The sequence below is a fragment of the Dolichospermum sp. UHCC 0259 genome (genome assembly GCF_009711935.1).
GTDB lineage: Bacteria > Cyanobacteriota > Cyanobacteriia > Cyanobacteriales > Nostocaceae > Dolichospermum.
The window spans coordinates 1-26,329 of record NZ_VIKX01000270.1 but is presented as its reverse complement, the minus strand read 5'-3'; the positions used below and the strand labels follow the sequence as shown (position 1 = coordinate 26,329).

Sequence of the window (26,329 nt, the reverse complement as noted above, 5' to 3'; positions counted from 1 at the left end):
GGACTTTTCGCGCTGATTTACTTGAAAAAGCAAACCCACTTCCCCCACTTCCCCTACTTCCCCCACTTCCCCCACTTCCCCTGTTCCCCATTCCCTAATGAATAAAAATAAACTTTGGAAACTTGTATTTTGGCTCGGACCATTCTTTTTAGCTGCCGGCTTAACCATTGGTTTAATATCAGAAAAATGGGGAATAATCCCTTTATCATTAACAATACTAGGTTTAGTAATTTGTAGCCTCTGGATAATAATCCAAAGCCAACAAAGTAAATGGTGGCAAAAACGTTCCACCCAATCCGGTACTAACGCCTTTGTTGCCACCTTATCAGTATTAGTTATCTTAGGATTAATTAACTTTTTAGGTACTCGCTATCACCTGCGCCTAGATTTAACAGATAGTCAATTATTTACCCTATCCCCTCAATCAAGGGAATTAGTGAGTAATTTACCCCAAACAATGAAAGTTTGGTTATTCAGTAAAGAACAAAATCTTCAAGATCGAGAATTATTAGACAACTATCATCGTCAAAGTAACCAATTTAAATTTGAGTATGTTGATCCTCAATTAAAGCGAGGAATAGCAGAAAAATTTGGTGTCAAAGATTATGGCGAAGATTATGGCGAAGTTTATCTAGAATTTCAAAATAAACGGCAATTAGTTCAGATAATTAATAAAAATGAACGTTTGTCAGAAATAAAATTAACTAATCGGTTACAACAAATCACCAGTTCTACAACTGCTAAAGTTTACTTTCTTCAAGGTCATGGTGAACACCCACTTTCAGCTAGTAAAGGGGCAATTTCCCAAGCAATGAAAGCATTAACCGATAAAAACTTTACAACATCAGCTTTAAATTTAGCAGAACAGCCACAAGTTCCTGATGATGCTGCTGTTATAGTTGTCGCTGGACCAAAGAAAGAATTATTGACAGGGGAAGTCATAGCCTTACAAAATTATCTTAATCGTGGTGGTAACTTATTATTGATGATTGATCCTAATACCGATCCGAAAATAGACACTATTTTAAAAGATTGGGGTGTGCGTTTAGATAATCGTTTGGCCATTGACACTTCTGGGGCAAATTTTCAACGAGGACCGGCTTATATTCTAGTTACAGAATATGGACAACATCCTATTACTAAAGATTTTGGGAAAAATATTTCTGTCTATCCCTTAACTCGTCCTTTGGAAATTGATCCTGTCCCTGGTATCGAGTCTATGGCTTTATTAAAAACTAAACCCTATCCCAACAGTTGGGCAGAAAGTGATCAAAAAAGTGAAAAATTAGAGTTTAATGAAGGTCAAGATTTAAAAGGACCTTTAACTTTAGGAGTAGCATTAACTAGAAAGTTATCAAATGCAATTCCCACAACTTCACCAACACCAACCTCTACAAATTCACCAAGTCCAATTCCCACAAATTCACCAAGTCCAATTTCCACAAATTCTCAACCTACTGCGAAAGAGTCAAGATTAGTAGTATTTGGAAACTCAAATTTTGCCGCTGATGGTTTATTTGAACAACAATTAAATGGAGATGTATTCTTAAACTCAGTTAGTTGGCTAAGTCAACAAGATCAACAACTTCTTTCAATTCGTCCTAAAGAACCAAAAAATCGCCGGATTGTTATATCAACTCTTCAGGCTAACTTATTAAGAAAAGCTGCCCTGTTTTTATTACCTTTAATTGGTTTAGGAACAGGTTTTGTGATTTGGTGGAAACGCCGATGAAAAATAAATTAGTAATTCATGATGCTAAATTCAAACATTGGCTTTGTTTTCAAAATCCCGATGAAATTATCAAAGCTGATAGTATTGATCAAGTTGTTCCCAAATTGCAACTTGTAAATGATTTAATCGCCAAACATCAAATGTATGCAGCAGGTTTCATTAGTTATGAAGCTTCCACAGCTTTTGATTCCGTCCTAGAAACCCATTCTCCCGGTTCATTTCCCCTACTTTGGTTTGGATTATATAAAAAACCAGAAATTATTGAATTACCAAAACCAACCTTACCGACAGAATATCAACTCAATTGGAAACCTTCAGTTATTGAAGCCGAATATCATCAGTCCATTAGTAAAATCAAAGAATACATCGCTTTGGGGGAAACATATCAAGTCAATTATACCTTACGACTAAATTCGCCCTTTAGTGGCGATAGTTGGGAATTATTTCTCAAATTAGTACAAGCACAAAACGCCGATTATGGGGCTTATGTTGATATTGATAACTTTGCTATTTGTTCCGCTTCCCCCGAACTATTTTTTGATCTTGACGGGAATAATTTAACCTCACGTCCCATGAAAGGAACAGCAGCTAGAGGTTTGACATTAGCGACAGATCATGATATTGCTAATCAACTACATTTTTCGGAAAAAAACCGCGCTGAAAATGTGATGATTGTGGATATGATTCGCAATGATATGGGACGCATAGCTAATATTAATACTGTTAAAGTTCCCAGTTTATTCAATGTTGAAAAATATCCCACAGTTTGGCAAATGACATCCACCGTCACAGCCAAAACTACAGCTTCCATAAATGACATTATGGGGGCGTTATTTCCCTGCGCGTCTATTACCGGCGCACCTAAAGCCCGGACTATGCAAATTATTCAGAAGTTGGAAAATACACCACGCCGCATTTATACTGGATGTATTGGATTTATTAATCCCCAACGTCAAGCGCAATTTAATGTGGCTATTCGGACTGTATTAATTGATAAAAAAAATAGTCAAGCTGAGTATGGAGTTGGAGGAGGAATTGTTTGGGATTCTGTAAGTAGTGATGAATATCAAGAATGTCAAATTAAAGCCCAAGTTCTCACCTTAAATCAACCAGATTTTTCACTTTTGGAAACAATATTATGGCAACCTGATGATGGTTATTTTGTTTTAGATTATCATTTACAAAGATTGCAAGGCTCAGCAATTTATTTTAATTTTAACATTGATATCAATAGGTTAAAAAAACAACTTGATGAATTAACAAAAAAATTTTTAAATCAAGCTTATAAGGTGCGATTGTTGTTAGATTATTATGGTAAAATTACATATCAAACTATACCTTTATCTCCTGTGAATAATCAGGAATTTGTTAAACTAGGTATGTGTTGCACACCCATTGACTCTAATAACCTATTTTTGTACCATAAAACGACTAATCGCCAAGTTTATGAAACAGCAAAAGCTGCTTTTCCTGATTGTGATGATGTTTTATTGTGGAATGAAAGAGGTGAAATCACAGAAACTTGTATTGGTAATATTGTAGTAGAGTTGAATGGAAAATTTATCACACCTCCGGTAAAATGCGGTTTGTTAGCAGGGACTTTTCGCGCTGATTTACTTGAAAAAGCAAAAATCCAAGAAGAAATTATTACAGTGAAAATGTTAAAATATATCAATCGCATTTATATAATTAACTCAGTGCAAAAATGGCGAGAAGCGGTTTTAATTTCTCATTGATTTAGATAATTTATTAATTGACTTTAAATATGAAATTACCAAAAACGACTTTAATTTTAATACTTTTAGCCTTGGGGTTAGGTAGTTTTGTCTATTTTCATGAAATCAAAGGCAAAAGTCGGCAAACAGAAATCAAAGCCCAAAAGCAGAAAATTTTCGATTTTAGCGCGGATGATGTGCAATCTTTAACAATTAAATTTAAAGAGACAACATTACAACTCGAAAAAAGGAATACAACTGAAAAACCCCAATGGGAAATAAAATCTCCCATATCAACACTAGCAAATGATGCAATTGTTTCTTATTTAATGGATTTATTGGTTAAGGGAAAAAGTGAAAGGACAGTATCAGTTTTACCTACTGAATTATCAGAATTTGGTTTAGATAAACCTATAGCAACTATTGATGTTAAACTAAAAAATCAACAAAGTCATCAATTGATTTTAGGTAAAGGTGATTTTAATAATCAATTTTTATATGCCCAAGCTGATAACAAAAATATGAATTTATTATTAGTTTCTAAGGATTTTGTCAATGCAGTTAATCGAGATATATCAGAATGGAAACAAATAGAAGAAAAAACTGATCTAGAATCATTACCTAGTCTTCCTTCTCCAACTCCCACAAATAAATAATGAAGCCTTGGCGACTGGAAGTCGTAGCTATACAAACAAAGTCCGCATTTCGACAGGCTCAATGACCACCTGCGCGGACTAATTAAAAATCAATAACCACTTTATTTACTTTCATGACAAAACAAACAGCAACTTTATTAATTTCTTGTCCAGATCAACGGGGATTGGTAGCAAAATTTGCCAATTTTATCTATGCTAATGGTGGTAATATTACTCATGCAGATCAACATACAGATTTTGAAGCTGGACTATTTCTGACTCGCATAGAATGGCAATTAAAAGGATTTAATTTACCCAAAGATGTAATTCATCCTGCTTTTAATGCCATCGCACAACCTTTAAATGCAAAATGGGAATTACACTTTTCTGATACTCTTCCCCGCATTGCTATTTGGGTAAGTCGTCAAGATCATTGTTTATTTGATTTAATTTGGAGACATCGCGCTAACGAATTTAACGCGGAAATTCCCTTAATTATCAGTAATCACCCTGATTTACAACCAATAGCTGAACAGTTTGGTATTGATTACCATTACTTACCAATTACTAAAGATAATAAACAAGAACAGGAAATTAAACAACTAGAATTACTGGATGAATACAAAATTGATTTAGTTGTCTTGGCAAAATATATGCAAATAGTTAGCGCAGACTTTATTGAAAAATTCCCGCAAATTATTAATATTCATCATTCATTTTTACCAGCATTTATTGGGGCTAATCCCTATCATCGCGCTTTTGAAAGAGGTGTAAAAATTATTGGTGCGACAGCCCATTATGCGACACCAAAATTAGATGCAGGTCCAATTATTGAACAGGATGTGGTGCGGGTAAGTCATCGAGATGAGGTAAATGATTTAATTAGAAAAGGGAAAGATTTGGAAAGAATTGTGTTAGCGAGGGCGGTAAGATTGCATTTACAAAATCGCGTTTTAGTCTATGGAAATAGAACTGTAGTTTTTGAGTAAAGTCTCCTTGTAAAGTATTTTATTTATTTTTTCCTTTTGCTATTCTTTCCTCTGTACCGCAGTCTGGGATTGCTGACGCTGGGCGATTTGGATTAACAATCTTAAAGCGTCATTCACCGCGTCATCATTGGGGAAAGCTTGGGCAATATCGGGATCTAAAAGCACTAAATTTGTCCCAGTCCGATATCGCTCAACATATTTGCCTCTGACACCTTTCTGAATTTGAGAAAAGTCGTACTCAGGACGTAACTCATCTTCCATTTCGTTCTCAACTTCCTTCTTCATAAAACTTCCTCTCCTGTCGGGTGGCTTTTCGAGCAGTGATAATTCTGATCTTGTCTTCTCTATCAGTGTGGGCAACAACTAAAATTTGTCTAAATCTAGATATTTCAATAATAACGTAGCGACTTTCTCCAATGGAGTGGTCAGGATCGGGAAAGGTGACAGATAATGGGTCATTAAAAGTGGTTGCGGCTTCTTGGAAAGAAACACCATGCTTCTTAAAATTTAACTCCGCTTTGTTTGGATTCCACTCAAATTCCATATAAAATTCCCCTCATTTTCTCTCACCTTGTGTAAGTTCTGTGTTCATTATCCCCAATCTCCAGACTTTCCACCTGTTTTACTAACTAAATGAATCGCTTCTATTTGGATTGATTTTTCTAAGGCTTTAGCCATATCATATAAAGTTAAAGCGGCAATGGATACTGCTGTTAAAGCTTCCATTTCGACACCGGTTTCTGCTTTGGTTTTGACGGTGGCATCAATTTGATAACCGGGTAGTTGGGCATCGGGGATAATTTCCACAGTAATTTTCTGCAACGGTAAGGGGTGACAGAGAGGAATTAAGTTCGCTGTTTGTTTAGCAGCCATGATGCCGGCTAACCGTGCAGTGGCTAAAACGTCGCCTTTGGGAGTGTTTCCGGCTTGAATAGCGGCGAATGTCTCAGGTAACATTCGTACCTTACCAGTGGCTACTGCTTGGCGAATTGTGGCTACTTTGCCGGATACATCAACCATTTGGGCTTGTCCCTGGGCATCCAAATGGGTTAATGGAAAAGAATTTGGAAAATTAGCTTGCGTCATTGGGAAAGTGTGTGCTATTATAAAATTCGTGAGTCAAGGGTGTGTAGCTCAGTGGACTAGAGCACGTGGCTACGAACCACGGTGTCGGGGGTTCGAATCCCTCCTCGCCCATTTTATAATCAAAAATGCACAAGTTCCTTTTTTGGAGTTTGTGCATTTTTGATCAGTTATTTTACAGCGTAGATATCTTCTGTGCGACCAAGGGCAAAACGCAGAGATTGAGAAAGATTGCGGCTAGACTGGGTAAAGAAGATGATCATGGCGATGATGGTTAAACTTGTAGTCAGACCAAACATATCTCGATAACCCAGTGTTTCGGCAAATGTACCAAAAATTGGCCCTGCGATCGCTAAACCGATATCAAATCCCATTAAGGAAGCACTAAATATTCTCCCGCGTTCATGGGGTAAAGCCCTATCTGTCATCAATACAGAAATCATGGGGATAAGTGTACCAGAAGCAGCGCCTTCCATCAATGCTCCTAATAAAAACATGAAAGAGTTATTTGCTTGCCAAATACAGATGATAGCAAGTGTATAAGCCATTAAGCTCATGGTGACAAATAAACCCCGTCCATATCTATCAGAAGCTTTACCAGTCAATAATCTACAACTAAAACTGGAGAAGGCCGCAGCAGTAAAAAATAAACCTGGATTTAAATCAACTCCGGTTGATTTGATGAATAGGGAGATGAAAGTATGCAAAGCACCTAAAGTCAAACCACTTAGGAATAAGACAATAGCCGGAATCCGCACGCGAGGACTAGTTAATATTTGCCAAAAGTTATCATTTTTACTGTTAATTGGTTTGGTGACAATTGGTGGATTAATAATGGGGATGATACATAATAAACCCAGGGAACATAAAGCCGTAGATGAGAGAAATAATGGGGTATAACCGACACTTTCTTGAATAAATCCCCCGATAGCAGGACCAATTCCCACACCTAAAGGATTGACCAAACTCATGTAACCAACAATTTCACCGCGACGGTGTTCTGGTGCTAAATCGCTGACTAAGGCCATGTAAGCTGTGGCAAAAGCGGCGATACTAATGCCATGAAAGGCACGAATTACCATGAGGGGGATAATTGATTTTACACATAAATATCCCAAAGGAGCGATCGCCGCCACAGACATTCCAATCAATAATACTATTTTACGACCCCGATTATCTGCTAAAGCACCCATTGACGGGCGACATAGCAACATCCCAATGGCAAAGCTGCCCATGACAATGCCAATTTCTTGTTTGTTTGCACCAATATGTTCAATATATAAGGGTAAGGTAGGCAATAACGAAGCCAAACCTGACCAGAAAAACAAACCCGCTGCAAATAACATGAGCAGGTTTTTTCGCAGATTAGCGTCAAAAGTATCAAAGGCTTTCACGGCAGATGCAATAATGCAAAAAGAATTATTTTTCTATTGTTACGTTACTTAATATTTTTCGCCACAACTTCTCGCACCCGATAGATTGGTCGTCCTTGAGATTCATGATAAGTCCGCATCAGTAATTCTGCCAAAAGACCAAAGCAAAATAGCTGCACTCCTGTTACTAACAGCAACACCGCCAAAATCAACAAAGGACGGCTACCAATATCTACATGAAAAGCCAATTTAATGAAAGTTAAATGTATACCTATTCCCCCACCAGCAATCATGGAAACTAATCCCAACAAGCCAAAAACGTGCATGGGACGGGTAAGGAACTTCTTCATAAACAGAATAGTTAATAAATCCATCAATACCCGAAATGTCCGTGATATCCCATATTTACTTTGTCCAAACCGCCGCGCATGATGACGCACAGGTACTTCTGTAATTCTTGCCCCTTCGATATATGCCAAAGCTGGTAAAAAGCGGTGTAGTTCCCCATAAAGATTCATATCTGCAACTAATTCAGATCGATAAGCTTTCAAAGAACAACCATAATCATGAATATAGACGCTTGTAGCCCCCCGAATTAACCAATTGGCAATTTTAGAAGGAAGCAACCGATTGACCGCCCCATCTTGGCGATTTTGCCGCCAACCACTAACTAAATCATAACCTTCCTCCAGCTTTGCTAATAACATGGGAATATCCGCTGGGTCATTTTGCAAATCAGCGTCTAAAGTCACAATTACTTTAGCTGTAGCATAATTAAAACCCGCAGACATAGCCGCAGTTTGTCCATAGTTACGTCGCAAAATCACCGCTTTTAAATCAGGGCGCGTTTGGGCTTGTTCCTTGAGAAATTCTGCTGTACCATCACTAGAACCATCATCTACACAAATAATTTCATAACTCAATTCACTAGCGGTGAGAGTCGTAGAAATGGCTTCTAGTAATAAAGGTAAACTTTCGACCTCATCTTTAATTGGGACAACTACGGATACATCTAACATTGGTAATTGGTAATTGGTCATGGGGATGTAAAAACAATGGATTGGTGAGAGAGTAAAATAGATCCCCGACTTCTCCAAAAAGTCGGGGTCTGGGTATTAATTACCAACATAACTTTTCACAACTCTACCAGTTTCTTGATTAAGTAAAGCTAAAATAGCAGAAGCATCTACAACAACTTCACTCATTCAAACTTTCCTCTTTTCGTTCCTGAATTAATTCTTCAGAAAGTTTTTTATTAGCAGGAATATATTTTCTAAAAATAGCCTGAGCATTTTTCACAGAAGTTTGGACATGATGATCAATTGGGCTATCTTCTAATACCATAACAGCGTTATATTCTCCCATTGGCATATCTACAGAAGAATTGACTAATAATTTACCATCTTTTGTTATAGTTACTCTTATGTCTAGTGTTTTCATATTTCACTTAATTAGTAAATGATCATGTTAATTATACCAAATTTGTCAGAATCAGGATTTAACTGAATTGTTAATCCTTTTTTATCAGAATCAGGATGCTCAGGATTTGAGGATGTACAGGATAATTTTTTAATATTAATCTACATCTTCAGAAATTGTACTAATTCCAATATTCCAGAATATCAAAATCAAATATAATCCTGTTAATCCTTTAATCCTGGTTATCCTGATATGGCTTGCGCCACGCTGCGCTATCAGACAGTTAAATATTAATAGAAAACGGTGCATTGTATTAATGCACCCTACAAAATTAGCGTGAGAGAACTACCTTCTTTAATGGAATAGAAATAATCTTTCTTCCGCTAGTTGCTTGCTGTTTTCTTAAATCAGCACAAATAGCAGCCAAATCATAATTAAATGACTTAGCTTGTTCATCTCTTATTTTGCGAATTTCTGCCAAAACTTCATCATTCCACATAAATTATTCTCCTAACATTTCATAAGGTGTACATATTGTTGGCAATTCATACTCTAAACTATTAGCAATCTGTGAGAGTTTTTTCTGAATATAGGGGTTAGCAATGTGCTTACAATTCCATGTTAACAGATAATCCAATCCATAGACGGTAGCTGTAGCAATGTGAACAGTATCATAAGCAGCACTGGGTGGTAAATTACTTTGTTTTTGGAATTCCTGTGCTAAATTTTGTACTGATTCTGTGATATCAAGTAAAGGAAAGTTATTTAAAACTTCTAGTCTTTTATTTACCATTTCTGCATCACCTTTTGCTACTTCTTGCAATACCAGTGGAGAAATGTAAATAGTAAATGAGTTTCGCTGAGTGTCCCACCAGTCTCTTGTTAATTCTGCATTAGCAGCAACTATCAAATTTTTACTAGGTCTTGCTGTTAAATAACCAATAATACTTGTTTCTATGTATATTGTTCTGGTCATATTATTCCAATGCGATTACTTTGGTAAATTTACTAGACTGTATTCTGTTAATCCTTTTTATCTGAATCAGGATGTCCAGGATTTCAGGATGCACAGGATGTTTTAATTCAAGTATTCCAGAATATCAATATCAAATACAATCCTGTTAATCCTTTAATCCTGGGTATCCTGATTATGACAATTAAATATTAATAGAAAACGGTGCATTACATTTCATTAACTTACTCTGCCCAATTTTCTAATGAGAGTTTAGAAATGCGAGAAAATTCGCGGATATTGTTAGTAACTAGAGTAACACCTAAACTCATTGCATGAGCAGCAATCAGCATATCCATTGGTCCAATTACAAGCCCTTTACTTTCTAAATCACTTCTAATACATCCATAAATTACTGCTGCATCTTGACTAAATTCAACAATTTCTAAAGGAAGTAAAAACTGCATGAGGGCATTTTTATTTTTCTCTTGTTGCTGACTTTTATAAACACCATATTCTAATTCAGCAACGGTCATGGAAGAAATGCCAATATCAGAACTTGACAAGGTTTGAAATCGCGCTATAACTTTTTCTGGCTTTTGTTTAATCAGATAAATACAGATATTGGTATCGAGAAGATATTGCATTTAAAACTCCTCTCTTTTATCAACAGGAAGTTGATCTCTAGTAGTCATAAAATCATCGGAAAATTGGTCTAAACTATCAATTAGAGTTTGCCAAGGATTATCTTTACTAATAAGAATAATGGCATTACCAATTTTTTTAACATAGACTTCAGTACCTGTCATTTTAAACTCTGTTGGTAATATCACCATTTGGTGAGTACCGTCACTGCTAAGTTTGGCTGTGTTCATGATTATTTCCTCTAATTCATGTTAGTTGCTTATGCTTTAATTGTAGCTAAAAATTGTCTGAATCAGGATACTCAAGGACTAACAATATCACCCAATGTTTTGCCTTTACCAGCAATAGAAGCAGGAGGAGTACGGCGTTTCTTTGCTGGTAATTTATGTTTGAGAAATTGAATAAAATCTAAAACTTCTTGTTGTTTATCTACTGGTAATTCCCGCAAGTTTTCTAAAACTGCTTGTTCAATAGTCATAGTTTTACCTCTAGGATTATAATGTAATTATATTATAGATTATCACTTTTTGTCTGAATCAGGATGTCCAGAATTTGAGGATGTACAGGATGTTTTTTAATATTCATCTACATCCTTAAAAATTGCGCTAATTCAAACAATATCAAACTCAAATACAATCCTGTTAATCCTTTAATCGGTGGAAATCCTGATTCTAAAATTTATACACTACTTAGAGCTTTCACTTTTGCAATAGCACCTTCAATATCTGGCAATTTTTGACCATGTTTTTCAGCTGTTTCTAACCACAAGTTTCGCACAGTTATCAATTCTTGTAATGTTTCTTCTAAAGTTTCACCCTGTGCTAAACATCCTTTTAATGCGGGAATTTCTGCTACAAAACCGCCTTCTTCACAAGGATAAACAACTATGGGATAATTCATGATCACTCTCCTTCTATTAATTCTAATACTCGTTTAACATAAACTGATTTTACCCGATTATTATGAACTGGAATTACTAAGATTGTTTCATCTTTGATAAATATGTGATGACTACCTGTAATTCTATCTAAGAAAAATTCCTCTAACTCTAAAAGTTTACGAATATCACTAAACTTTACATTGTTGGGGCTATTTTTTAATTTTTCAATTAGTTTATCTTTTTTGACCATTTTCTGATAGTAAAAATTTTAACATTATTTGTCAGAATCAGGTGGTTATCGAGCGAAGTCGAGATAATGCTCAGGATTTGAGGATGTACAGGATGTTTTTTTAATATTCATCTATATTTTCAGAAGTTGCATTTTGTCTGAATCAGGATTTCCAGGATTTGAGGATGTACAGGATGTTTTATTAATATTGGTCTACATTTTCAGGAATTGCGCTAATTTAAATATTCCACAATATCAACATCAAATATAATCCTGTTAATCCTTTAATCCTGGATATCCTGATTCAGACAGTTAAATTTTAATAGAAAACGGTGCGTTACATTTTATTAACGCACCCTACAAGATGTTTATTCTGAAAATCTCTCAACCCAAAGAATATCTTTATCAATTTGTAAAATCTGTCTATCAATAGCTGCTTTAATATCTTCACTTGGGCGCAATGCTTCTTCCTTTTGGTAACGAATTCTACGCCGCTTGTGGGCGGCTAGTTTAGAATCATAAATACCTAAAAAACTTCTACCAGCATAAATACTACGTGAACGAGAATCCGCTTGAATTGATCTCATATTAGCTGTTAATTCACGCTTTTTTAATTGCAACTCTTTTTTCTGTTGTTTTAGTTCTTTCAACAGTATTTTTTGTTCTTTAATAGAGTTAGGTGTAAAATCTATACATTCTTGTAATTTTTCCACAATACTCGCTAAAAATACTATGTATTGTTCTTTAATACCCATTATTAAATAATCTAAAATTTTATTATTTTGAGTTAATTCTGTTTCAAGATTATTAGTTATATTAATCAGTTCTCCTATTTTGGCTTGCGCTTTTCTATCCCATTCCTCTACCTGCTGAAATGTGGAGAGATTTTTGAAATCATACATCATTTCCATATAATTACTCTCTATTTTTAGCCTTTGTAGTTGTATTTTGTTATAGTTCCGAGCTAAATTTTTGCCACTAGGTGTTAAAAACACCCAAAACATTAATCCTAATGATAACAATAAGAATCCTATAGCTACTATAGGAGCAATACCAATATTGAAGCCTTTTGAAAAAACTAACCAGCAGGAAAGAATAGCTATACAGAGGATTGCAGTAATAATTATTTGAAACTGAGGCATAATAGTATTCACATAGCTATGTACAAAATAATATTGTATATGATTCTTCGGAAGATATGTATAATTTAGCCGTTATGGTGCATCAGTATTATAACAGACTAATTAAATATAAATAAAAGACGGTGCGTTACATTTCATTAACGCACCCTACAAGATGAGCGATCGCACTAATGGGACAATAGTTTTGCAATCAATTCGGAAGTCCAAATATTCTCTTCTTTTCCAAATCTCTTATCAGATTATTGATGTCGTTTTGCCAGGCAGACTTTAGGTTTTTACTATCCAAGCTTTTTGCTAGGCTACCCTGATAACCCCAATTTGCTCTCATGAAATCTATATCGACCGGAATACGATTAGGATTATCGAAGTGAGGAGTAACCCATAGCACCCTGGCGGATCTAAAAACACCCCATTGATCTGGTGTCCATTGTGGTTGATCTTCATAGCACATAGTGACCAATTCTACTACGTGCGTTAGAAACCGACTTTGACCACGCGGACTCTGGGAAAGAATAATTACTGATCCCTTTGGTAGATCCCTAACATGATTCTCCACACCCCTTGCACGTCGGCTAAAGTTCAATTGGAACTCATGTCCAATTAGTAACTTATTTTCATCTTGTTCATCTGAGTCTTCCTGATATTTATACGCCCACTTCTCTGGATGATTGATATTATCCACATTCTTGATGTATTTGAGGCGTGAATAATCCATTTTATTCTCCTAAATTATCAGAAAAAATACATCATTATTATAGCAATTATCCTTAAATTTGTGTATAAAACTTATGTAGAGACGCACCCCAAACGCCTCTACAAAAACCCCTAAATCACAAAACCTCCCTACCTAAATAAACCTGCAAAACCTCCGGTACTTTAATCGTCCCATCTGCTTGCTGATAATTCTCCAAAATCGCCGCCATAGTCCTACCCACAGCCAAACCAGAACCATTTAAAGTATGCACAAACTGCGTCCCTTTTTTCCCTGCTTCCTTAAACCGAATATCCGCCCTTCTCGCTTGAAAATCAACACAATTAGAACAACTAGAAATCTCTCTATACTTGCCGGCAGAAGGCAACCACACCTCTAAATCATAAGTTTTTGTTGCCCCAAAACCTAAATCAGCAGTACATAAATTAATCACCCGATAAGGCAATTTTAAAGCCTGTAAAATACTTTCAGCACTTCCAACTAATTTCTCTAATTCATCAAAAGAATTTTCCGGTTTTACTAATTTCACCAACTCCACTTTATTGAATTGATGCAACCGAATTAAACCCCGCATATCTCGTCCATAACTTCCTGCTTCTCGACGAAAACATGGCGTATATGCACAGTGATAAATTGGTAATTCTTCCGCGTTGATAATTTCCTCTCGATAAAAATTAGTCACCGGAACTTCCGCAGTAGGAATTAACCACAAATCATCATCTGCACATTTAAAACCGTCCTCTGCAAACTTGGGTAATTGTCCTGTTCCCGTTAAAGAATCCGTATTTACTAACAACGGGGGACTAATTTCTACATACCCATTTTCAATATGTTTAGAAAGCATAAATTGAATTAATGCTCTTTCTAAAGCAGCACCCGCACCTATCAAACTTACAAACCGAGTTTGGGCGATTTTTACCGCTCTTTCAAAGTTCAAGATTCCCAACTTTTCGCCGATTTCCCAATGGGGTAAAATATTGGGGTTTGCGGGTTTATATTCATCTCCCCATTTTCTCACTTCTGGGTTATCGTCTTCGCTTTTACCAAAAGGTGTAGAATCACTAGGTAAGTTAGGAAGTGCTAAGAGTAATTGGTGAATTTGCGCTTTTAACTCTTTTTCCTGGGGTTCTAATCCGCTTAATGTGATTTTCAGGCTGTTCCCTTCTTCCTTTAAAGCCAGAATTTCCTCATCTTGGGGATTAACACCAGATTTTACCTTTTGTCCCACCAGTTTACCAATTTCATTACTGCGGGCTTGGAGTTCATTGCGTTTAACTTCCAATTCCCGTTGTTGTTGACTCAAATCTAAGATAGGCTGAATCTCGTATTTACCACTACGAGTATTCAACTTTTCTTGTACTAATTGGGGATTTTCTCTAATTTGTTTAATATCTAGCATTGGTGAATTTCGTTAAGTTTTGTCAATTATACTTGATTGAGATAATTAATCGTAGGGGTTTAACAATACTAAACCCTATATACTAATATCACATTTCTTATCTGCGTTTATCTGCGTTCATCTGCGTTTGATTATGATCAGTGGTAAAATTACCAAATATGGTTGATAATTAGTTCAGATACTCTTCTCCATTACCTAAGCGTTAAGGAGTTTTCAGCAATGATGACATCTGAACCAGTTATTTTAAATATCAAAAACATAGGGTTAAATGATGATCAATTTTATCAACTATGTCAAATCAATGAAGATTGGAAACTTGAACAAACAGCTAAAGGAGAATTAATAATTATGCCTCCAGTTGGTGCAATTAGTGGTAATAGAGAATCAAATTTTAATGGATATGTCTGGTTATGGAATTTGCAAACTAAGCTAGGAAAAGTATTTAGTTCTTCTACTGTTTTTACTCTACCTAATGGTGGTAAACGTTCTCCTGATGTGGCTTGGATAGCTAATGAACGTTGGGATTCTTTAAGCATTCAAGAACAAGAAAAATTCCCTAAAATTTGTCCTGATTTTGTTATAGAATTACGTTCTCGTACAGATTCTTTGAGTCAACTACAGGAGAAAATGCAGGAATACCTGAATAGTGGTTTACGTTTAGGTTGGTTAATTGATCCTCAAAATCAACAAGTAGAAATTTACCGTCAAAATCAATCTGTAGAAATAGTACCATTACCGACAAGTTTATCGGGAGAAAATGTTTTACCAGGATTTATTTTAGAATTACCTGTTTTCAGGGATTAAGATACCATATAGCAGGAGTCAGGAGTTAAGAGTCTCTTATAGTATGGCTTTTACTGTAGATTCTGGATCTCATTCAAGTGCATACCGCTACAACCACTGTCAATTATTAATTATGGTTTATTAATGCGATTTATTAACCACAGAGATGCTAATAAACCTGCAAAGTGCGCTGATACAGTGTTTGTATTTGCCTGGACTATGAGCATATCTAAACCGCTAATAATCCGAGTTGGGTCGAATAGTTGTGTAGTTGCGGCTTGAGGAGATATTGATCTAGCTACCAGTGTACCAACGATCGCTTGCGCTCCCAATAAAGTGACTAATATTCCGGCTAAATTTATCCATAGTCCCAAACGGATTACTTGCACGGTTTCGGACTTACGAGGGCGGTTACTAGGGGTAGGAGATTGTAATTGTTTACTAATTCTGGTGTAGCGATAAGCTAAATAAATTCCAGCACCCAAAAGCAGGATGCCACAAATCGCTAAAAATACACCAAAGCCTGTACCTGGATTATTATTGGGGCTGTTGGCTCTTTGACTAAAAATGCCAAATAATAAGACAATTATTCCAGAGATTACACCTAATACCAACTGAATCCATAAACTAATCCAACCTGCTAGGCGAAATTGTTGGGCTATAGCCCGGAGGTTAGATGATGGTGTTTCGGAGTTTTGCGTCATATAAAAATTAAAACTTAAAAATTAAGAACAACTTCCGGTTGTTGTCTGTTAGCTGTTACCTATTTCCAGAATAATTGATAATGGTTTAAGTAAGAGTGAAAATTTCAGACGTAAAAATTAGTTATGAATTCTACTGTTTCTCAATCTACCTTCTTGTTAACTTTTCTGTTAGCAGTTGGGTTATTTTTCTTTATTCGCGCTTCAACTAAAGACCGTACAGAAGTGATGCGATTGACTTCAGAGCAGGATGAGAATACATTAATGACTGCATTAAAGGAGTATTTTCGCTCTCGTGCTTATCGAGTCGCAGCGGTAGATGCTGCTAAAAATCAAGTCACTTTTGAAGGATTGGTTAGTCCTAGCTGGTTTTTAGCTGTATTTTTGACTGTATTAGCAGCCGTAGGTTTGGGTTGTTTGGCGTTGGTTCTATCAATGCTTTTGCCCGATTTTGGCCAATTTTTTCTATTAATAATCCTGTTTTCGCCTTTAAGTGGGTTATTGTACTGGAAAAAATCTGGAAGACTTGAGAAGGTGTCACTCAAGATGGAAAATATCCCAAGTGGGCAAAACTTCTCAAGTACAGTTACTGTAACTGCCCATAGAGATGAACTGGCTGAGTTACAAAGGGCATTACAGCTAAAGACGCTTGACACTTGATTGATAATTGGGGGATGAAAACTAGCATGATCTACATTCATGTAGGCTTCTGAGTGACATACTCCACACATTCCCTTTCAGGTGAGTGTGGGCTTCTCAGCGACTCCTCTTGGAGGACATTAACTGAGCTTTAAAGCCCTATGCCCTAGGGACTTTTTAAAGTTTTGAGTAAATCAGCAGTAGGGAAGAAGAGAAAATTCTGTTAGCGCTGTTAATCTTCCTGATGCTTGGGATGTCATGAGGAAAAATTTAAATTGGTGGACAGGGCTTGATAGTAGTCCAAATTAGTGAGAGCATAAATAATTTGTGCTTCATTCTTTGGATGACCTTGGCTCTGTCGCTATTCTCTTTTGTATAAGCTGATAAAAAAACTGATTAATCTCATATGTTATAGATTAATAAGGAATTAATTATGCCATGACTTGAGAGAATGTATTTAAACCCTACTGGCAAATTCAACCAAAAAATTAAAAAAAATGGAATTTTTGAATAAACTGGTCACAATTGCCAGTTAATTATTCACAGAGTCAGAAGTCACATTTACAAGATATGATAGTCATTTGTTGTTTAGTTACTAGCCACAGCAACAGCGACGGGTTCTAGTGCTGATACTGTTGGTGATTCTAAAATCCTAAGACTAGGGAACAAGAAATGATTCTCTTCTACGTATTGAGCGCCAAACAGACCTTTTTCCGCCCAGAAATAACGGTCTGTTGTATGTTCATTGCGTTTTACTAGTAGCAGCGCAGGTGGCAAAATACCTTCAGCTTGAATAAACTTTCTCGCTGCTGTCACAGGCTTATCTTCGCCACTTTCAATGCTGTACTGAGGGATATGCTCAAGTATGCGCCGTCCTTCTTGCCTACGACGACTCTTCCGCTTGCGTCTCCTTGCCAACCTATTGTCCTCCTGTTTCAAGCTATAGACTGTAGTTATGGCTACAAAATCCGTCGTCATTATATAAGTTCTATCTTAAAAAATCAAGAGTTTTTAATGTTTTGATACAACTGGGGGAAAACTCTGAAAAATGAAGAATTAAAAATTAAAAAAATTGCTGACTTTTCAGCCATTAATCGTTACCAATTATCCATTACTAGACTAAACTAGATAGCTATAAACCTTGATTGGGGACTGGGGACTGGGTAATTTCCTTCTTCCTTCTTCCTGACTCCTGACTCCTGACTCCTGACTCCTGACTCCTGACTCCTGACTCCTTCTTAGATTCCTGAACTCATGCTAATGTCTGCCAGTTCTGATTTTCTTGCTCTATGTCGAGAGCAAATGGCTCTGCTAACCCAAGGGATGGGAGCGGGATTTAGTGTTGTTTATTTAACACAAGAACTAGTAGAAAAACCTACAGGGGAGGCACAACTAATTCCGGTAATGGTGTATCCAGAGACTATAGCATTAAATCCTAGTGATGAATATAGTGGAGTGGGGGAAGGTTATCCTGTGAGGTTAGCTAATGTTTTAGCATTACCCAATCAGCAAATGAGATTGTTAAAACCGACTCCAATATCTTCCCATGAATCAGCGAAATCGGCAGCAACAGGAAAGCAAAATTTACACGATGCAGAGGATGAATACTGGCTTAGTCATAACCAAATTGTTTTACCCTTGATTTATGAAGGTGTGATGATGGGGTTATTGGTAACGGCCAGAGAAGATAGGGAATGGAATGAACGGGAGGAAAGGGAAATTGAACGTATTGCTAAGACTTTAGCGATCGCTTGCATTTTAGACCAACGCCAGTCATGGTTGCAACATCAACTCCAGCAGGAACAAATTCTCCAAGAGAGACAACGGGATTTATTAGATAATCTTTTACATCAATTTCGTAACCCTTTAACTGCTATCCGCACCTTTGGGAAATTACTATTTAAGCGGATGTTACCGGTTGATCCTAATCGGGAAGTCGCCACCAGTATAGTCCGGGAGAGCGATCGCTTACAAGAACTATTAAAACAATTTGATCAAGTAATTGATCTCAATACAGCAGATTTAGAACCTTTACCTCTACCAGAATCAAAAGTAGTTATTAACGCAAATTTGCAAAAAGCAGCTAAAACTGCCTTATTATTACCCGGAACAGGAGAACAATTAACTAATTGTTTCTTAGTAGATTTATTAGCACCATTATTAATATCTGCACAAGCCATTGCTCAAGAAAGAAATTTACAATTAATCACAGAAATTTCTCCTCACTTACCCCTAGCCAGAGTCAATGAAAAAGCCTTACGAGAAGTTTTGAGTAATATCCTTGATAACGCCTTAAAATACACGCCACCAGGAGGTAAAATCTTAGTTCAATGTGGACAACAAAAAGGGAACTTACAAGGTATTGCTATTAGTGATACAGGACCGGGTATTCCTCCACAAGACCTAGAACATCTAGGAGAAAGACATTACCGGGGCGTACAAGCACAAACAGAAATTCCTGGGACTGGTTTAGGAATTGCGATCGCTAAACAGTTAATATTAGAAATGCAGGGAAACATAGATGTTTTTAGTCCAGCAATTAACTCAATTATCACATTACCAAATACTCCAGGAACTACATTCATTATTTGGTTGCAATCTGTTGGCTAGAATAGAGAACAGACTTAAAATTCATTTATTCTTGAGTTGATTTCACACCAATCACAATTATCTTAAAACAACTGGCAAGTCTTGATTTATTGTTAATTTTAAATCGGTATTAGGTTCAATAACGATTAAATCAACACTCTTTTTCCCAAAGAATAAACCAATTAACCCCCCAATACCGGCACCTCCTAAAACTTCTTCTGTCGCAATAGCTTTATCTCCTGTCACCGCAGCTATAGCTGCTGCTGCTGCTGCACCAAGAACGGTATCTTTGATAATTGCAGTGGTGCTGATTCCCTGTTTAATGGTTTCAGTTTTCGTAATGACATTAGAAGTAGCACTTATTTGATATTCCTGACCTGAAGTTAAAACCAATTTTTGGGCTACAAACTGAGAACCACCTTGAGCCGGTTGGAGTTGGCCGATAACCTGACTACCCGCAGGAATTATAACTGTGCCATTTTGGGTAATGATACTTTGTGATGTCATTAATGTCAAAGGAGCTATTTCATCTTTTGTCACCAGAATTTTTTCGGCTTTTTCATACTTCACAGGAATTATAGTTCCCTGGGGTATAGTAGCAGATGTTGGTTGTGTAGGAATAGGAGTAGTTTGCAAACCAACAATGTAAGATGAATTAATTGCTGTTGCTTGGTTAGAACTCACTAATGCTTGATAAATAAAAGCTGCTACTTGCGCTCTTGTCGCGTTAGTAGTTGGGTTAAGGAATTTGACATTAGGATAATTGACAACTAAACGTTTTTCCACAGCGGCTGCTATGGGACTACGAGCATAATCAGAAATATTAGCAGCGTCATTAAAATATTGTAGAGTCTGATTAATATTTGTACTAGCTGAATAGTTTAAACCATTAGCAAGAGACACTAAAACTTGTTGCCGAGGAATTGCTTGACTCGGTTCAAAACGATTGCCAGGATATCCAGATAAAAAACCTGTAATATAAGATTGCTGAATGGCATTATATGCCCAATAGTTGGTAGCTACATCATTAAATACAATTGATTGCCGTTGCGGAGATTTATTAAAAGCTTTATTTAGCATAGCCGCAAATTGGGCGCGGGTTACTGCTTCTTCGGGACGGAAACTACCATCAGGAAAACCAGCAATAATATTTCGTTTCGATAATTCTTGAATAAATTGTGATGCCCAATAGTTAGATTGAACATCATTAAAAGAGGTTTGAGCAAAAGCTGGGCTGGCGATAATTAAAGGTGAAATAACCGTAGATGTGACACTCAAAGCCATGAAAAATGCTGTTTTTGATTGCCAATTATTAACTGTGAACATTGATTTATGCCTCTGGATTTATTTTTTGTCATCAATAATAATTGACGTTAACAAAAATAGATAGTTTCCATGATTTTTAATGCCACAATATCACGAAATCTTTCAAAAATAAAATATTAGTCTTATGGAGGAATACTCTATGTAAACTAACATTTTTTATTTAGTTGCATATACCTCTAGAGATTGAGAATAGTTTTTACATAAAAATAAAGCGACATTTCACCATAGTTCAGGGAAACAATCGCTTTATTTAGATGATTAAATTCACGACTTAACTACTACTATTAAGTCTATTGACGAGTTATGACTAAATTGGAAGTTAGGGTAATATCTAAATCCTGTTCTGGTCTTAGCACAAAAACATCAGCTTTCGGTTTCCGCAATAGTATACTAGCTAAAGCCCCCGCTGCTGCACCACCCACAGGTTCTAAAACCTCAATTTTCTTGTTACCTGTGATCAGAGAAATTACACTAGCTGCACCCGCACCAATAGCAGCATCAGTTAATATTTGTCCAGTGCTTGCTCCCTTGGTAATTCTTTCTGTTTGGGTGACGGTTTTGGAATTAGCATAAATTTGTTGTCGTTGTCCAGAAGGAAATACCAATTCTCTGGCCACAAAACGAACACCTTGCTGATTATTACTTACCGATCGCGTATTTAAGTTTACTGGTTGTAATTCCCCAATAACCTCACTATTAGCAGGAATTAAAATATTTCTGTTGCTATCAGTAACATTGTCAGCTATTGTCAGAGTTAGAGCCAAGGTTTCACCCGGTTTGACAATAACCTTCTCCTTTTCGTAGGTGACAGGTAAAGTTGCACCAGAGCGAATACTAATTGTCCGCGATTGATTAAGATTGTATCCTTGAGCCATAACAGGACTAAAGGATAGTAGAGGGGTAGCTGCACCTGTGGTAATGGCTATGGCCATGAGTGCAGCGGTGCTGGATGGCCAACGGTTAGAACGACTCATGATAAGATTGCCAATGATATGTGATATGTGAGATGACGTGGATTGGTTGGGATAGTTTCTGAACAATTGTTAATTAAGCATAAGCACTGCATACTTACGTTTTGTTTTGTAATTAGTTTTTAGCCAGTTTTCTACCTGCAAATTAGTGTCAATCTCCCCCACTTCAAAACCCCTAAAATCCAGTTTTAGCTGACTGCTTACGTTAAATCTACTGGTAACACTGTTGATGAAATGGAATTTAAGATCCTGAATTTTGTTTTATCTATCACCTTTCACCTACAGTCCACCAAGCTAAAGCATAAGGTTGAGTAGCTTCATTCACCTGCTTCTTGAATTGCACCCGAATCTTATAATTACCATTAGTGGGAACTGGACAGAAAATATGCTCAACACTATCAACCTCACTCAAAGAATCACAAACAATAACTTCATTATTTTTAACCAAATAAACATCAAGATTATTTAATCCTTTATCTATAAATGTTTCATCAATATCATATTCCTGATTCTTATTTTTATCATCCAACTCCACCAAACGATCCCAAATTAAAGTAATAGCCACAAAACTATTTTCTTTCAAACTCTTTTGCAAATCATATTCTTTCAAAGAATTAGCATTAACTGTACCATAATCCCAACCAATCGGCGGAACTGCTGTATTAGGTTTCCACTCACCACCATTCAATTGTTGATAAGCTCGAAAAGCATTTAAATGACCTGCTCCCATTTGAGCATCTAGGGGAATTTTCGTATTTTTATAAGCATCAGAAACAAACCAATCTTGATTTTGTTTATCAATTAAAGTCCTCGTCATTCCCAATCGTAAACCATCACCACTATCTTGAATTTTATCGGCTGAATTGAGTAATATTGCTTTCATGACTTGATGACGACGAGCATCAATAGTCCAATTTGCTTGTTTAGTTCGTAACTGTCTATCCACAAATTCCTGTAATAAAGCCACAGTAGCCGTAACTTGTGGTGTCGCAAAACTCGTGCCTGTAGATTTATTTATCTTACCATCAGGATTAAGTAAAGGAATATTAGTCCCAGGCGCAACTAAACTAATTGCACTTCTCCCACCAATATTAAATTCCTTCCCTGCTAAACGATTTTCTATACCTTGATTAATACTCGCCAAATTAGAAACGTGAACTTTATTAAAAATTCCCTCCCGTTCTGAGGAAAAAGCCACATTAATTGCGTTAAAATTATCTGTAGGAATGGGAATCCCGCCTTTGCCTTGATTGCCAGCAATAGTATATACAACATCATGAAACCGACTAGACCAGTCAATACATAATGTTAGTAAAGCATTACCATCTAACATAGCTTCTGGTCGGGGATCACGTTCTAGAGGTTCACCAAAACTAAAATTAATCGCCCGCACATCACCACCATTTTGTAAAGCAATATGTTGTGCTGATAAACACTCATCCGGTTGACCTATTTTTTTTGTAGATCCGACAGCAGAAGAATACAGTCGCGCATTTGGTGCGACACCAGGAAAAGCCTTATCTTGACTCACCATCACACCAGAAACATTATAAGCATGAGGATCAACACCAACATTTGATTTAGCCGGGACATTGCGTGAAAACACTGCAAATGGAGATACAGCCCGATTTTTAGATACGGCTTTATCCCAGCCAAACATCCCCGGACGACCAATTTCTACTTGACCAATGGCAATTTTCCGCCCAGTCAAATTATAAGGAGCTTGATGTAGTTTCAGCGCATCAATACCGTTAACACCTAAAAAATTTGCCAACTTGACACCAGCAAGGACGGGTACAGTCAAGCAGGAAAAACCTAAACTCCAAAAAATTAGCCAACGTTTATTCATATTTTTAGGAAGGAAAAGTTTTCTTAAAAATTTGAGTTTTGAATTAATTTTTAATAATTTATCCATATTTTGTTACAATGCCTACAGACGAAGACGCTTAAAACCCACTAGCCATGACCCAAAATTCATCTCAAAAGCCTATAGTTATCGCTCCATCTATTCTATCAGCAGATTTTAGCCGTCTGGGTGACGATATTCGCGCCGTAGACAAAGCGGGAGCAGATTGGATTCACGTTGATGTAATGGATGGACGTTTTGTCCCTAATATTACAATAGGTCCTCTGATTGTGGAGGCGATTCGTCCAGTTACAACTAAACCGCTGGATGTCCACTTGATGATTGTGGAACCAGAAAAGTATGTAGAAGGTTTTGCTAAAGCTGGTGCTGATATTATTTCTGTCCACGCAGAACATAACGCATCTCCTCACCTCCACCGTACTCTCGGACAAATCAGAGAACTTGGTAAGAAAGCTGGGGTTGTACTCAATCCGGGTACACCTTTGGAGTTAATTGAATACGTCCTAGAATTGTGCGATTTAGTGCTAATTATGAGCGTTAACCCCGGTTTCGGTGGTCAAAGCTTCATTCCTAGCGTAGTTCCTAAAATCCGCAAGTTGCGTCAAATGTGTGATGAACGCGGTTTAGATCCTTGGATTGAGGTTGACGGGGGACTAAAAGCTAATAATACTTGGCAAGTTTTGGAAGCTGGCGCTAATGCTATTGTAGCGGGTTCGGCTGTGTTCAATGCTCCTGATTATGCTGAGGCGATTACCAATATCCGTAACAGTAAGCGTCCTAGTCCAGAATTAGCTGCTGTTTAATTTAATACTTGTGATTAAGTAAGACTCAGATCCCCGACTTCTTTGAGAAGTCGGGGATTTATTTTATTTTTTTATAAAATTTGATGCTCTCTGGAATTTGGTTTCAGGGTGATATTTGCGTAATTTTTCTTAATTTACTGCAATATAAATGTAAAATAATTTAAGTAATTTTAACGTATTAGTTATTTCTAATTGTGATTTAATGAGATTAGTTGAGTAGCTTAGTATAAAAATTGTTAAGGTGTTGAGATGGGGCAATTCTCAGACTGGATGATAGTTGGTGCTTTTACTTTTGGTGTTGGTATAACTGGTTCTCTGACGGGTAGAGTTGATGTAGGTTTATTAGGAAGCACCACAGGGGCAATTATAGGGGCTTCTGTTGCCAGTAAATTACAAGATAAGAGACAACTTGATACACAAATTAAATTGAAGCAAGTTGAAAATCAGATAAAAACACAAGAAGAATTAACAAAGTTAAATGAACAATTGGTAATTCTTCGAGCAAGAGTAGAATCATTACAAAAAGAAGCAGAAGCACTAGCACCAGTTAAAGGACAATATAAAGAAAAACGAGCAGAATTACAACAGGTTGATCAAAAATCAACTATCCTCAAGCAGCAACAACAAGAACTAGAAAATCGCATTCTGGTAATTAATCAGAAAAGCCCTAATTTATCCCATTTGGAACAACTTATAGGACAAATTGAACAATTTAAAATTGAAAAAAGTGGATTAGAAGGTCAAATTTATGTGCTAAGTTCTCAAGTTGAATCCTTAGAATCACAGAAAATAAATCTCCAGAAAGTGGCATTAGAATTACCTGTTAAAAAAGCAGATTTAGATAGTCTAACGGTACGAATTCAAGAATTACAAAATCAATCTCAACAACTAGAACAACGTGCGACTGAATTAGAATTATTGCGGATTACTTATGATGGAATTTTTAACCAAAAAGAAAGTTTTGAAGAAAGAGTTAATCAGTTAAGACCAGAAATAGACAGGTTAGAAGCTGAAAAACAACGCATTTTACAAGCAATTCAAGAAAACCAGAATGAGTATCACAAAATTGAAGAATTGTGGCAAAAATTACACGAATTAAAAATTGCTATTAGAGATAAGAATTCGGAATTACGGGAACTGGAAAGAGAAATCCTGCTTTTGCAGGGTATTAAAGCTGCCCTAGAAGAAAATAATGCTAAGTTGCAACAAGAAAAAGAAGAACTTCAAGAAGAAATTAGAAGATTAAAAGGAGAAATAACCGAAATAGAAAATAGTGCTAAATTAGCATTACAATCTCTGAGAGAAAAACTTTGGACTGAACTACCTAACAATAAATTACAACTAGAAGAAAAAGAATTTATTACGGGTTTTATTAATAGTATTAAATCTCAAGGATTAACTTTTTCTGAACGGGTAATTAACGCATTTCATACATCATTGAAAGTCCAAGATATTTCTGCTTTGGTGATTTTAGCGGGAATTAGTGGGACTGGTAAAAGTGAACTTCCACAACGATATAGTAATTATATTGGAGCGCAATTATTAACATTAGCTGTACAACCGCGCTGGGATTCTCCACAAGATTTACAAAGCTTTTATAATTATGTTGAGAGGAAGTTTAAACCCACTGATTTGATGCGGGGACTATATCAATATAATAAAGATTCAGAAATGGAAGATAGAATTGTCATTGTATTACTAGATGAAATGAATTTAGCTAGTGGTCTGTCAGTTTTCTATTTGTG

Annotated in this window: 31 protein-coding genes and 1 tRNA gene; 10 read left to right on the top strand and 22 right to left on the bottom strand. The window is 36.4% G+C overall.

Annotation, left to right across the window (positions count from 1 at the left end; genetic code table 11):
* The first annotated feature begins 97 nt into the window (after nt 1-97).
* The 4 genes from FJR05_RS23035 (at nt 98) to purU (ending at nt 5,071) form a co-directional block, all read left to right on the top strand.
* Entirely contained in the window at nt 98-1,732 is a 1,635-nt protein-coding gene (locus FJR05_RS23035) for a Gldg family protein (protein ID WP_168646267.1), read from the top strand.
* On the top strand, nt 1,729-3,468 hold the full coding sequence (pabB, locus tag FJR05_RS23030) for an aminodeoxychorismate synthase component I (protein WP_168646266.1): 1,740 nt from the start codon (nt 1,729-1,731) through the stop codon (nt 3,466-3,468). The genes FJR05_RS23035 and pabB overlap by 4 nt, the downstream gene beginning before the upstream one ends.
* A 29-nt stretch (nt 3,469-3,497) precedes the next feature.
* The gene (locus FJR05_RS23025; RefSeq protein WP_168646265.1) at nt 3,498-4,103 is read left to right on the top strand and encodes a DUF4340 domain-containing protein; all 606 of its coding nucleotides are present in this window, start codon (nt 3,498-3,500) and stop codon (nt 4,101-4,103) included.
* 113 nt (nt 4,104-4,216) lie between these two features.
* Nucleotides 4,217-5,071: a formyltetrahydrofolate deformylase gene (purU, locus tag FJR05_RS23020; RefSeq protein WP_168646264.1), complete on the top strand. Its 855-nt coding sequence runs from the start codon at nt 4,217-4,219 to the stop codon at nt 5,069-5,071.
* A 39-nt stretch (nt 5,072-5,110) separates the two neighbouring features.
* On the opposite strand, the gene FJR05_RS23015 is transcribed toward purU, so the two are convergent.
* The 3 genes from FJR05_RS23015 to moaC are packed head-to-tail and all read right to left on the bottom strand — an operon-like array spanning nt 5,111 to nt 6,157.
* Nucleotides 5,111-5,356 carry a hypothetical protein gene (locus FJR05_RS23015; RefSeq protein WP_168646263.1) on the bottom strand — a complete coding sequence of 82 codons (246 nt, stop codon included), beginning with the start codon at nt 5,354-5,356 and terminating at the stop codon, nt 5,111-5,113.
* On the bottom strand, nt 5,340-5,615 hold the full coding sequence (locus FJR05_RS23010; RefSeq protein ID WP_168646262.1) for a BrnT family toxin: 276 nt from the start codon (nt 5,613-5,615) through the stop codon (nt 5,340-5,342). Before FJR05_RS23010 ends, FJR05_RS23015 begins: the two co-directional genes overlap by 17 nt.
* Before the next feature lie 47 nt (nt 5,616-5,662).
* The gene (gene moaC, locus FJR05_RS23005; RefSeq protein ID WP_168646261.1) at nt 5,663-6,157 is read right to left on the bottom strand and encodes a cyclic pyranopterin monophosphate synthase MoaC; all 495 of its coding nucleotides are present in this window, start codon (nt 6,155-6,157) and stop codon (nt 5,663-5,665) included.
* A gap of 37 nt (nt 6,158-6,194) precedes the next feature.
* On the opposite strand from moaC, the gene FJR05_RS23000 reads away from it, so the two are divergent.
* Nucleotides 6,195-6,268, top strand: a tRNA-Arg gene (locus FJR05_RS23000).
* A gap of 56 nt (nt 6,269-6,324) precedes the next feature.
* Here the strand turns inward: FJR05_RS23000 and FJR05_RS22995 are convergent.
* The 14 genes from FJR05_RS22995 to serS form a co-directional block, all read right to left on the bottom strand.
* The gene (locus tag FJR05_RS22995) at nt 6,325-7,548 is read right to left on the bottom strand and encodes an MFS transporter (protein WP_168646260.1); all 1,224 of its coding nucleotides are present in this window, start codon (nt 7,546-7,548) and stop codon (nt 6,325-6,327) included.
* Nucleotides 7,549-7,592: 44 nt separating this feature from the next.
* A complete protein-coding gene (locus FJR05_RS22990) occupies nt 7,593-8,546 on the bottom strand; it encodes a glycosyltransferase family 2 protein (protein ID WP_254447041.1) in 954 nt (317 codons plus the stop codon).
* A gap of 96 nt (nt 8,547-8,642) precedes the next feature.
* Entirely contained in the window at nt 8,643-8,732 is a 90-nt protein-coding gene (locus tag FJR05_RS27790) for a type II toxin-antitoxin system VapC family toxin (RefSeq protein WP_168646242.1), read from the bottom strand.
* On the bottom strand, nt 8,725-8,967 hold the full coding sequence (locus FJR05_RS22980; RefSeq protein WP_168646258.1) for a hypothetical protein: 243 nt from the start codon (nt 8,965-8,967) through the stop codon (nt 8,725-8,727). Before FJR05_RS22980 ends, FJR05_RS27790 begins: the two co-directional genes overlap by 8 nt.
* Nucleotides 8,968-9,277: 310 nt before the next feature.
* A complete protein-coding gene (locus FJR05_RS22975) occupies nt 9,278-9,445 on the bottom strand; it encodes a hypothetical protein (RefSeq protein WP_168204374.1) in 168 nt (55 codons plus the stop codon).
* Between the two features lie 3 nt (nt 9,446-9,448).
* Complete coding sequence (locus FJR05_RS22970; protein ID WP_168646257.1) at nt 9,449-9,922, bottom strand: type II toxin-antitoxin system VapC family toxin; 474 nt, start codon at nt 9,920-9,922, stop codon at nt 9,449-9,451.
* A gap of 221 nt (nt 9,923-10,143) precedes the next feature.
* The gene (locus tag FJR05_RS22965; protein ID WP_168646256.1) at nt 10,144-10,545 is read right to left on the bottom strand and encodes a type II toxin-antitoxin system VapC family toxin; all 402 of its coding nucleotides are present in this window, start codon (nt 10,543-10,545) and stop codon (nt 10,144-10,146) included.
* Complete coding sequence (locus FJR05_RS22960) at nt 10,546-10,773, bottom strand: antitoxin (protein WP_168646255.1); 228 nt, start codon at nt 10,771-10,773, stop codon at nt 10,546-10,548. It lies immediately after the preceding gene.
* A gap of 71 nt (nt 10,774-10,844) precedes the next feature.
* On the bottom strand, nt 10,845-11,021 hold the full coding sequence (locus tag FJR05_RS22955; protein ID WP_168646254.1) for a DUF2281 domain-containing protein: 177 nt from the start codon (nt 11,019-11,021) through the stop codon (nt 10,845-10,847).
* A gap of 200 nt (nt 11,022-11,221) precedes the next feature.
* Entirely contained in the window at nt 11,222-11,443 is a 222-nt protein-coding gene (locus FJR05_RS22950) for a type II toxin-antitoxin system HicB family antitoxin (RefSeq protein ID WP_148759974.1), read from the bottom strand.
* Nucleotides 11,444-11,445: 2 nt separating this feature from the next.
* The gene (locus tag FJR05_RS22945) at nt 11,446-11,673 is read right to left on the bottom strand and encodes a type II toxin-antitoxin system HicA family toxin (RefSeq protein ID WP_168646253.1); all 228 of its coding nucleotides are present in this window, start codon (nt 11,671-11,673) and stop codon (nt 11,446-11,448) included.
* A gap of 347 nt (nt 11,674-12,020) precedes the next feature.
* Nucleotides 12,021-12,794 (bottom strand): hypothetical protein, encoded by a 774-nt coding sequence (locus FJR05_RS22940; protein WP_168646252.1) that lies wholly within the window; start codon nt 12,792-12,794, stop codon nt 12,021-12,023.
* A 190-nt stretch (nt 12,795-12,984) separates the two neighbouring features.
* Nucleotides 12,985-13,509, bottom strand: a complete 525-nt coding sequence (locus tag FJR05_RS22935; protein WP_168646251.1) for a hypothetical protein — start codon at nt 13,507-13,509, stop codon at nt 12,985-12,987.
* A gap of 115 nt (nt 13,510-13,624) precedes the next feature.
* The gene (gene serS, locus FJR05_RS22930; RefSeq protein ID WP_168646250.1) at nt 13,625-14,905 is read right to left on the bottom strand and encodes a serine--tRNA ligase; all 1,281 of its coding nucleotides are present in this window, start codon (nt 14,903-14,905) and stop codon (nt 13,625-13,627) included.
* A 222-nt stretch (nt 14,906-15,127) separates the two neighbouring features.
* Between serS and FJR05_RS22925 the strand changes: the two genes are divergently transcribed.
* Nucleotides 15,128-15,709: a Uma2 family endonuclease gene (locus tag FJR05_RS22925; RefSeq protein WP_217385677.1), complete on the top strand. Its 582-nt coding sequence runs from the start codon at nt 15,128-15,130 to the stop codon at nt 15,707-15,709.
* A gap of 110 nt (nt 15,710-15,819) precedes the next feature.
* Here FJR05_RS22925 and FJR05_RS22920 read toward each other — a convergent pair whose 3' ends face one another.
* The gene (locus FJR05_RS22920; protein ID WP_168646248.1) at nt 15,820-16,392 is read right to left on the bottom strand and encodes a DUF3611 family protein; all 573 of its coding nucleotides are present in this window, start codon (nt 16,390-16,392) and stop codon (nt 15,820-15,822) included.
* Nucleotides 16,393-16,515: 123 nt separating this feature from the next.
* On the opposite strand from FJR05_RS22920, the gene FJR05_RS22915 reads away from it, so the two are divergent.
* Nucleotides 16,516-17,049 carry a cofactor assembly of complex C subunit B gene (locus FJR05_RS22915; protein ID WP_168646247.1) on the top strand — a complete coding sequence of 178 codons (534 nt, stop codon included), beginning with the start codon at nt 16,516-16,518 and terminating at the stop codon, nt 17,047-17,049.
* A gap of 567 nt (nt 17,050-17,616) precedes the next feature.
* Here FJR05_RS22915 and FJR05_RS22910 read toward each other — a convergent pair.
* A complete protein-coding gene (locus FJR05_RS22910) occupies nt 17,617-17,946 on the bottom strand; it encodes a DUF3155 domain-containing protein (RefSeq protein WP_168646268.1) in 330 nt (109 codons plus the stop codon).
* 336 nt (nt 17,947-18,282) lie between these two features.
* Between FJR05_RS22910 and FJR05_RS22905 the strand changes: the two genes are divergently transcribed.
* The gene (locus tag FJR05_RS22905; protein WP_168646246.1) at nt 18,283-19,638 is read left to right on the top strand and encodes a sensor histidine kinase KdpD; all 1,356 of its coding nucleotides are present in this window, start codon (nt 18,283-18,285) and stop codon (nt 19,636-19,638) included.
* A 57-nt stretch (nt 19,639-19,695) separates the two neighbouring features.
* Here the strand turns inward: FJR05_RS22905 and FJR05_RS22900 are convergent, their stop codons facing one another.
* From FJR05_RS22900 to FJR05_RS22890, 3 genes are all read right to left on the bottom strand, one after another.
* A complete protein-coding gene (locus FJR05_RS22900; RefSeq protein WP_168646245.1) occupies nt 19,696-20,943 on the bottom strand; it encodes an S-layer homology domain-containing protein in 1,248 nt (415 codons plus the stop codon).
* Nucleotides 20,944-21,233: 290 nt separating this feature from the next.
* Nucleotides 21,234-21,917, bottom strand: coding sequence for a conjugal transfer protein TrbI (locus FJR05_RS22895; RefSeq protein WP_168646244.1), 684 nt, complete (start codon nt 21,915-21,917; stop codon nt 21,234-21,236).
* A 265-nt stretch (nt 21,918-22,182) separates the two neighbouring features.
* Nucleotides 22,183-23,763 carry a S8 family serine peptidase gene (locus FJR05_RS22890; RefSeq protein ID WP_168646243.1) on the bottom strand — a complete coding sequence of 527 codons (1,581 nt, stop codon included), beginning with the start codon at nt 23,761-23,763 and terminating at the stop codon, nt 22,183-22,185.
* A gap of 113 nt (nt 23,764-23,876) precedes the next feature.
* On the opposite strand from FJR05_RS22890, the gene rpe reads away from it, so the two are divergent.
* Nucleotides 23,877-24,584: a ribulose-phosphate 3-epimerase gene (gene rpe, locus FJR05_RS22885; RefSeq protein WP_015078151.1), complete on the top strand. Its 708-nt coding sequence runs from the start codon at nt 23,877-23,879 to the stop codon at nt 24,582-24,584.
* A gap of 249 nt (nt 24,585-24,833) precedes the next feature.
* On the top strand, nt 24,834-26,329 hold a 1,496-nt coding region (locus FJR05_RS22880), incomplete at its 3' end, for a hypothetical protein (RefSeq protein ID WP_217385675.1).

Bases quoted from the DNA above. Each gene is read 5' to 3' on its own strand.
- FJR05_RS23035 (WP_168646267.1), top strand. From the start codon at position 98: ATGAATAAAAATAAACTTTGGAAACTTGTATTTTGGCTCGGACCATTC.
- pabB (WP_168646266.1), top strand. From the start codon at position 1,729: ATGAAAAATAAATTAGTAATTCATGATGCTAAATTCAAACATTGGCTT.
- FJR05_RS23025 (WP_168646265.1), top strand. From the start codon at position 3,498: ATGAAATTACCAAAAACGACTTTAATTTTAATACTTTTAGCCTTGGGG.
- purU (WP_168646264.1), top strand. From the start codon at position 4,217: ATGACAAAACAAACAGCAACTTTATTAATTTCTTGTCCAGATCAACGG.
- FJR05_RS23015 (WP_168646263.1), bottom strand. From the start codon at position 5,356: ATGAAGAAGGAAGTTGAGAACGAAATGGAAGATGAGTTACGTCCTGAG.
- FJR05_RS23010 (WP_168646262.1), bottom strand. From the start codon at position 5,615: ATGGAATTTGAGTGGAATCCAAACAAAGCGGAGTTAAATTTTAAGAAG.
- moaC (WP_168646261.1), bottom strand. From the start codon at position 6,157: ATGACGCAAGCTAATTTTCCAAATTCTTTTCCATTAACCCATTTGGAT.
- FJR05_RS22990 (WP_254447041.1), bottom strand. From the start codon at position 8,546: ATGTTAGATGTATCCGTAGTTGTCCCAATTAAAGATGAGGTCGAAAGT.
- FJR05_RS27790 (WP_168646242.1), bottom strand. From the start codon at position 8,732: ATGAGTGAAGTTGTTGTAGATGCTTCTGCTATTTTAGCTTTACTTAAT.
- FJR05_RS22980 (WP_168646258.1), bottom strand. From the start codon at position 8,967: ATGAAAACACTAGACATAAGAGTAACTATAACAAAAGATGGTAAATTA.
- FJR05_RS22975 (WP_168204374.1), bottom strand. From the start codon at position 9,445: ATGTGGAATGATGAAGTTTTGGCAGAAATTCGCAAAATAAGAGATGAA.
- FJR05_RS22970 (WP_168646257.1), bottom strand. From the start codon at position 9,922: ATGACCAGAACAATATACATAGAAACAAGTATTATTGGTTATTTAACA.
- FJR05_RS22965 (WP_168646256.1), bottom strand. From the start codon at position 10,545: ATGCAATATCTTCTCGATACCAATATCTGTATTTATCTGATTAAACAA.
- FJR05_RS22960 (WP_168646255.1), bottom strand. From the start codon at position 10,773: ATGAACACAGCCAAACTTAGCAGTGACGGTACTCACCAAATGGTGATA.
- FJR05_RS22955 (WP_168646254.1), bottom strand. From the start codon at position 11,021: ATGACTATTGAACAAGCAGTTTTAGAAAACTTGCGGGAATTACCAGTA.
- FJR05_RS22950 (WP_148759974.1), bottom strand. From the start codon at position 11,443: ATGAATTATCCCATAGTTGTTTATCCTTGTGAAGAAGGCGGTTTTGTA.
- FJR05_RS22945 (WP_168646253.1), bottom strand. From the start codon at position 11,673: ATGGTCAAAAAAGATAAACTAATTGAAAAATTAAAAAATAGCCCCAAC.
- FJR05_RS22940 (WP_168646252.1), bottom strand. From the start codon at position 12,794: ATGCCTCAGTTTCAAATAATTATTACTGCAATCCTCTGTATAGCTATT.
- FJR05_RS22935 (WP_168646251.1), bottom strand. From the start codon at position 13,509: ATGGATTATTCACGCCTCAAATACATCAAGAATGTGGATAATATCAAT.
- serS (WP_168646250.1), bottom strand. From the start codon at position 14,905: ATGCTAGATATTAAACAAATTAGAGAAAATCCCCAATTAGTACAAGAA.
- FJR05_RS22925 (WP_217385677.1), top strand. From the start codon at position 15,128: ATGACATCTGAACCAGTTATTTTAAATATCAAAAACATAGGGTTAAAT.
- FJR05_RS22920 (WP_168646248.1), bottom strand. From the start codon at position 16,392: ATGACGCAAAACTCCGAAACACCATCATCTAACCTCCGGGCTATAGCC.
- FJR05_RS22915 (WP_168646247.1), top strand. From the start codon at position 16,516: ATGAATTCTACTGTTTCTCAATCTACCTTCTTGTTAACTTTTCTGTTA.
- FJR05_RS22905 (WP_168646246.1), top strand. From the start codon at position 18,283: ATGCTAATGTCTGCCAGTTCTGATTTTCTTGCTCTATGTCGAGAGCAA.
- FJR05_RS22900 (WP_168646245.1), bottom strand. From the start codon at position 20,943: ATGTTCACAGTTAATAATTGGCAATCAAAAACAGCATTTTTCATGGCT.
- FJR05_RS22895 (WP_168646244.1), bottom strand. From the start codon at position 21,917: ATGAGTCGTTCTAACCGTTGGCCATCCAGCACCGCTGCACTCATGGCC.
- FJR05_RS22890 (WP_168646243.1), bottom strand. From the start codon at position 23,763: ATGAATAAACGTTGGCTAATTTTTTGGAGTTTAGGTTTTTCCTGCTTG.
- rpe (WP_015078151.1), top strand. From the start codon at position 23,877: ATGACCCAAAATTCATCTCAAAAGCCTATAGTTATCGCTCCATCTATT.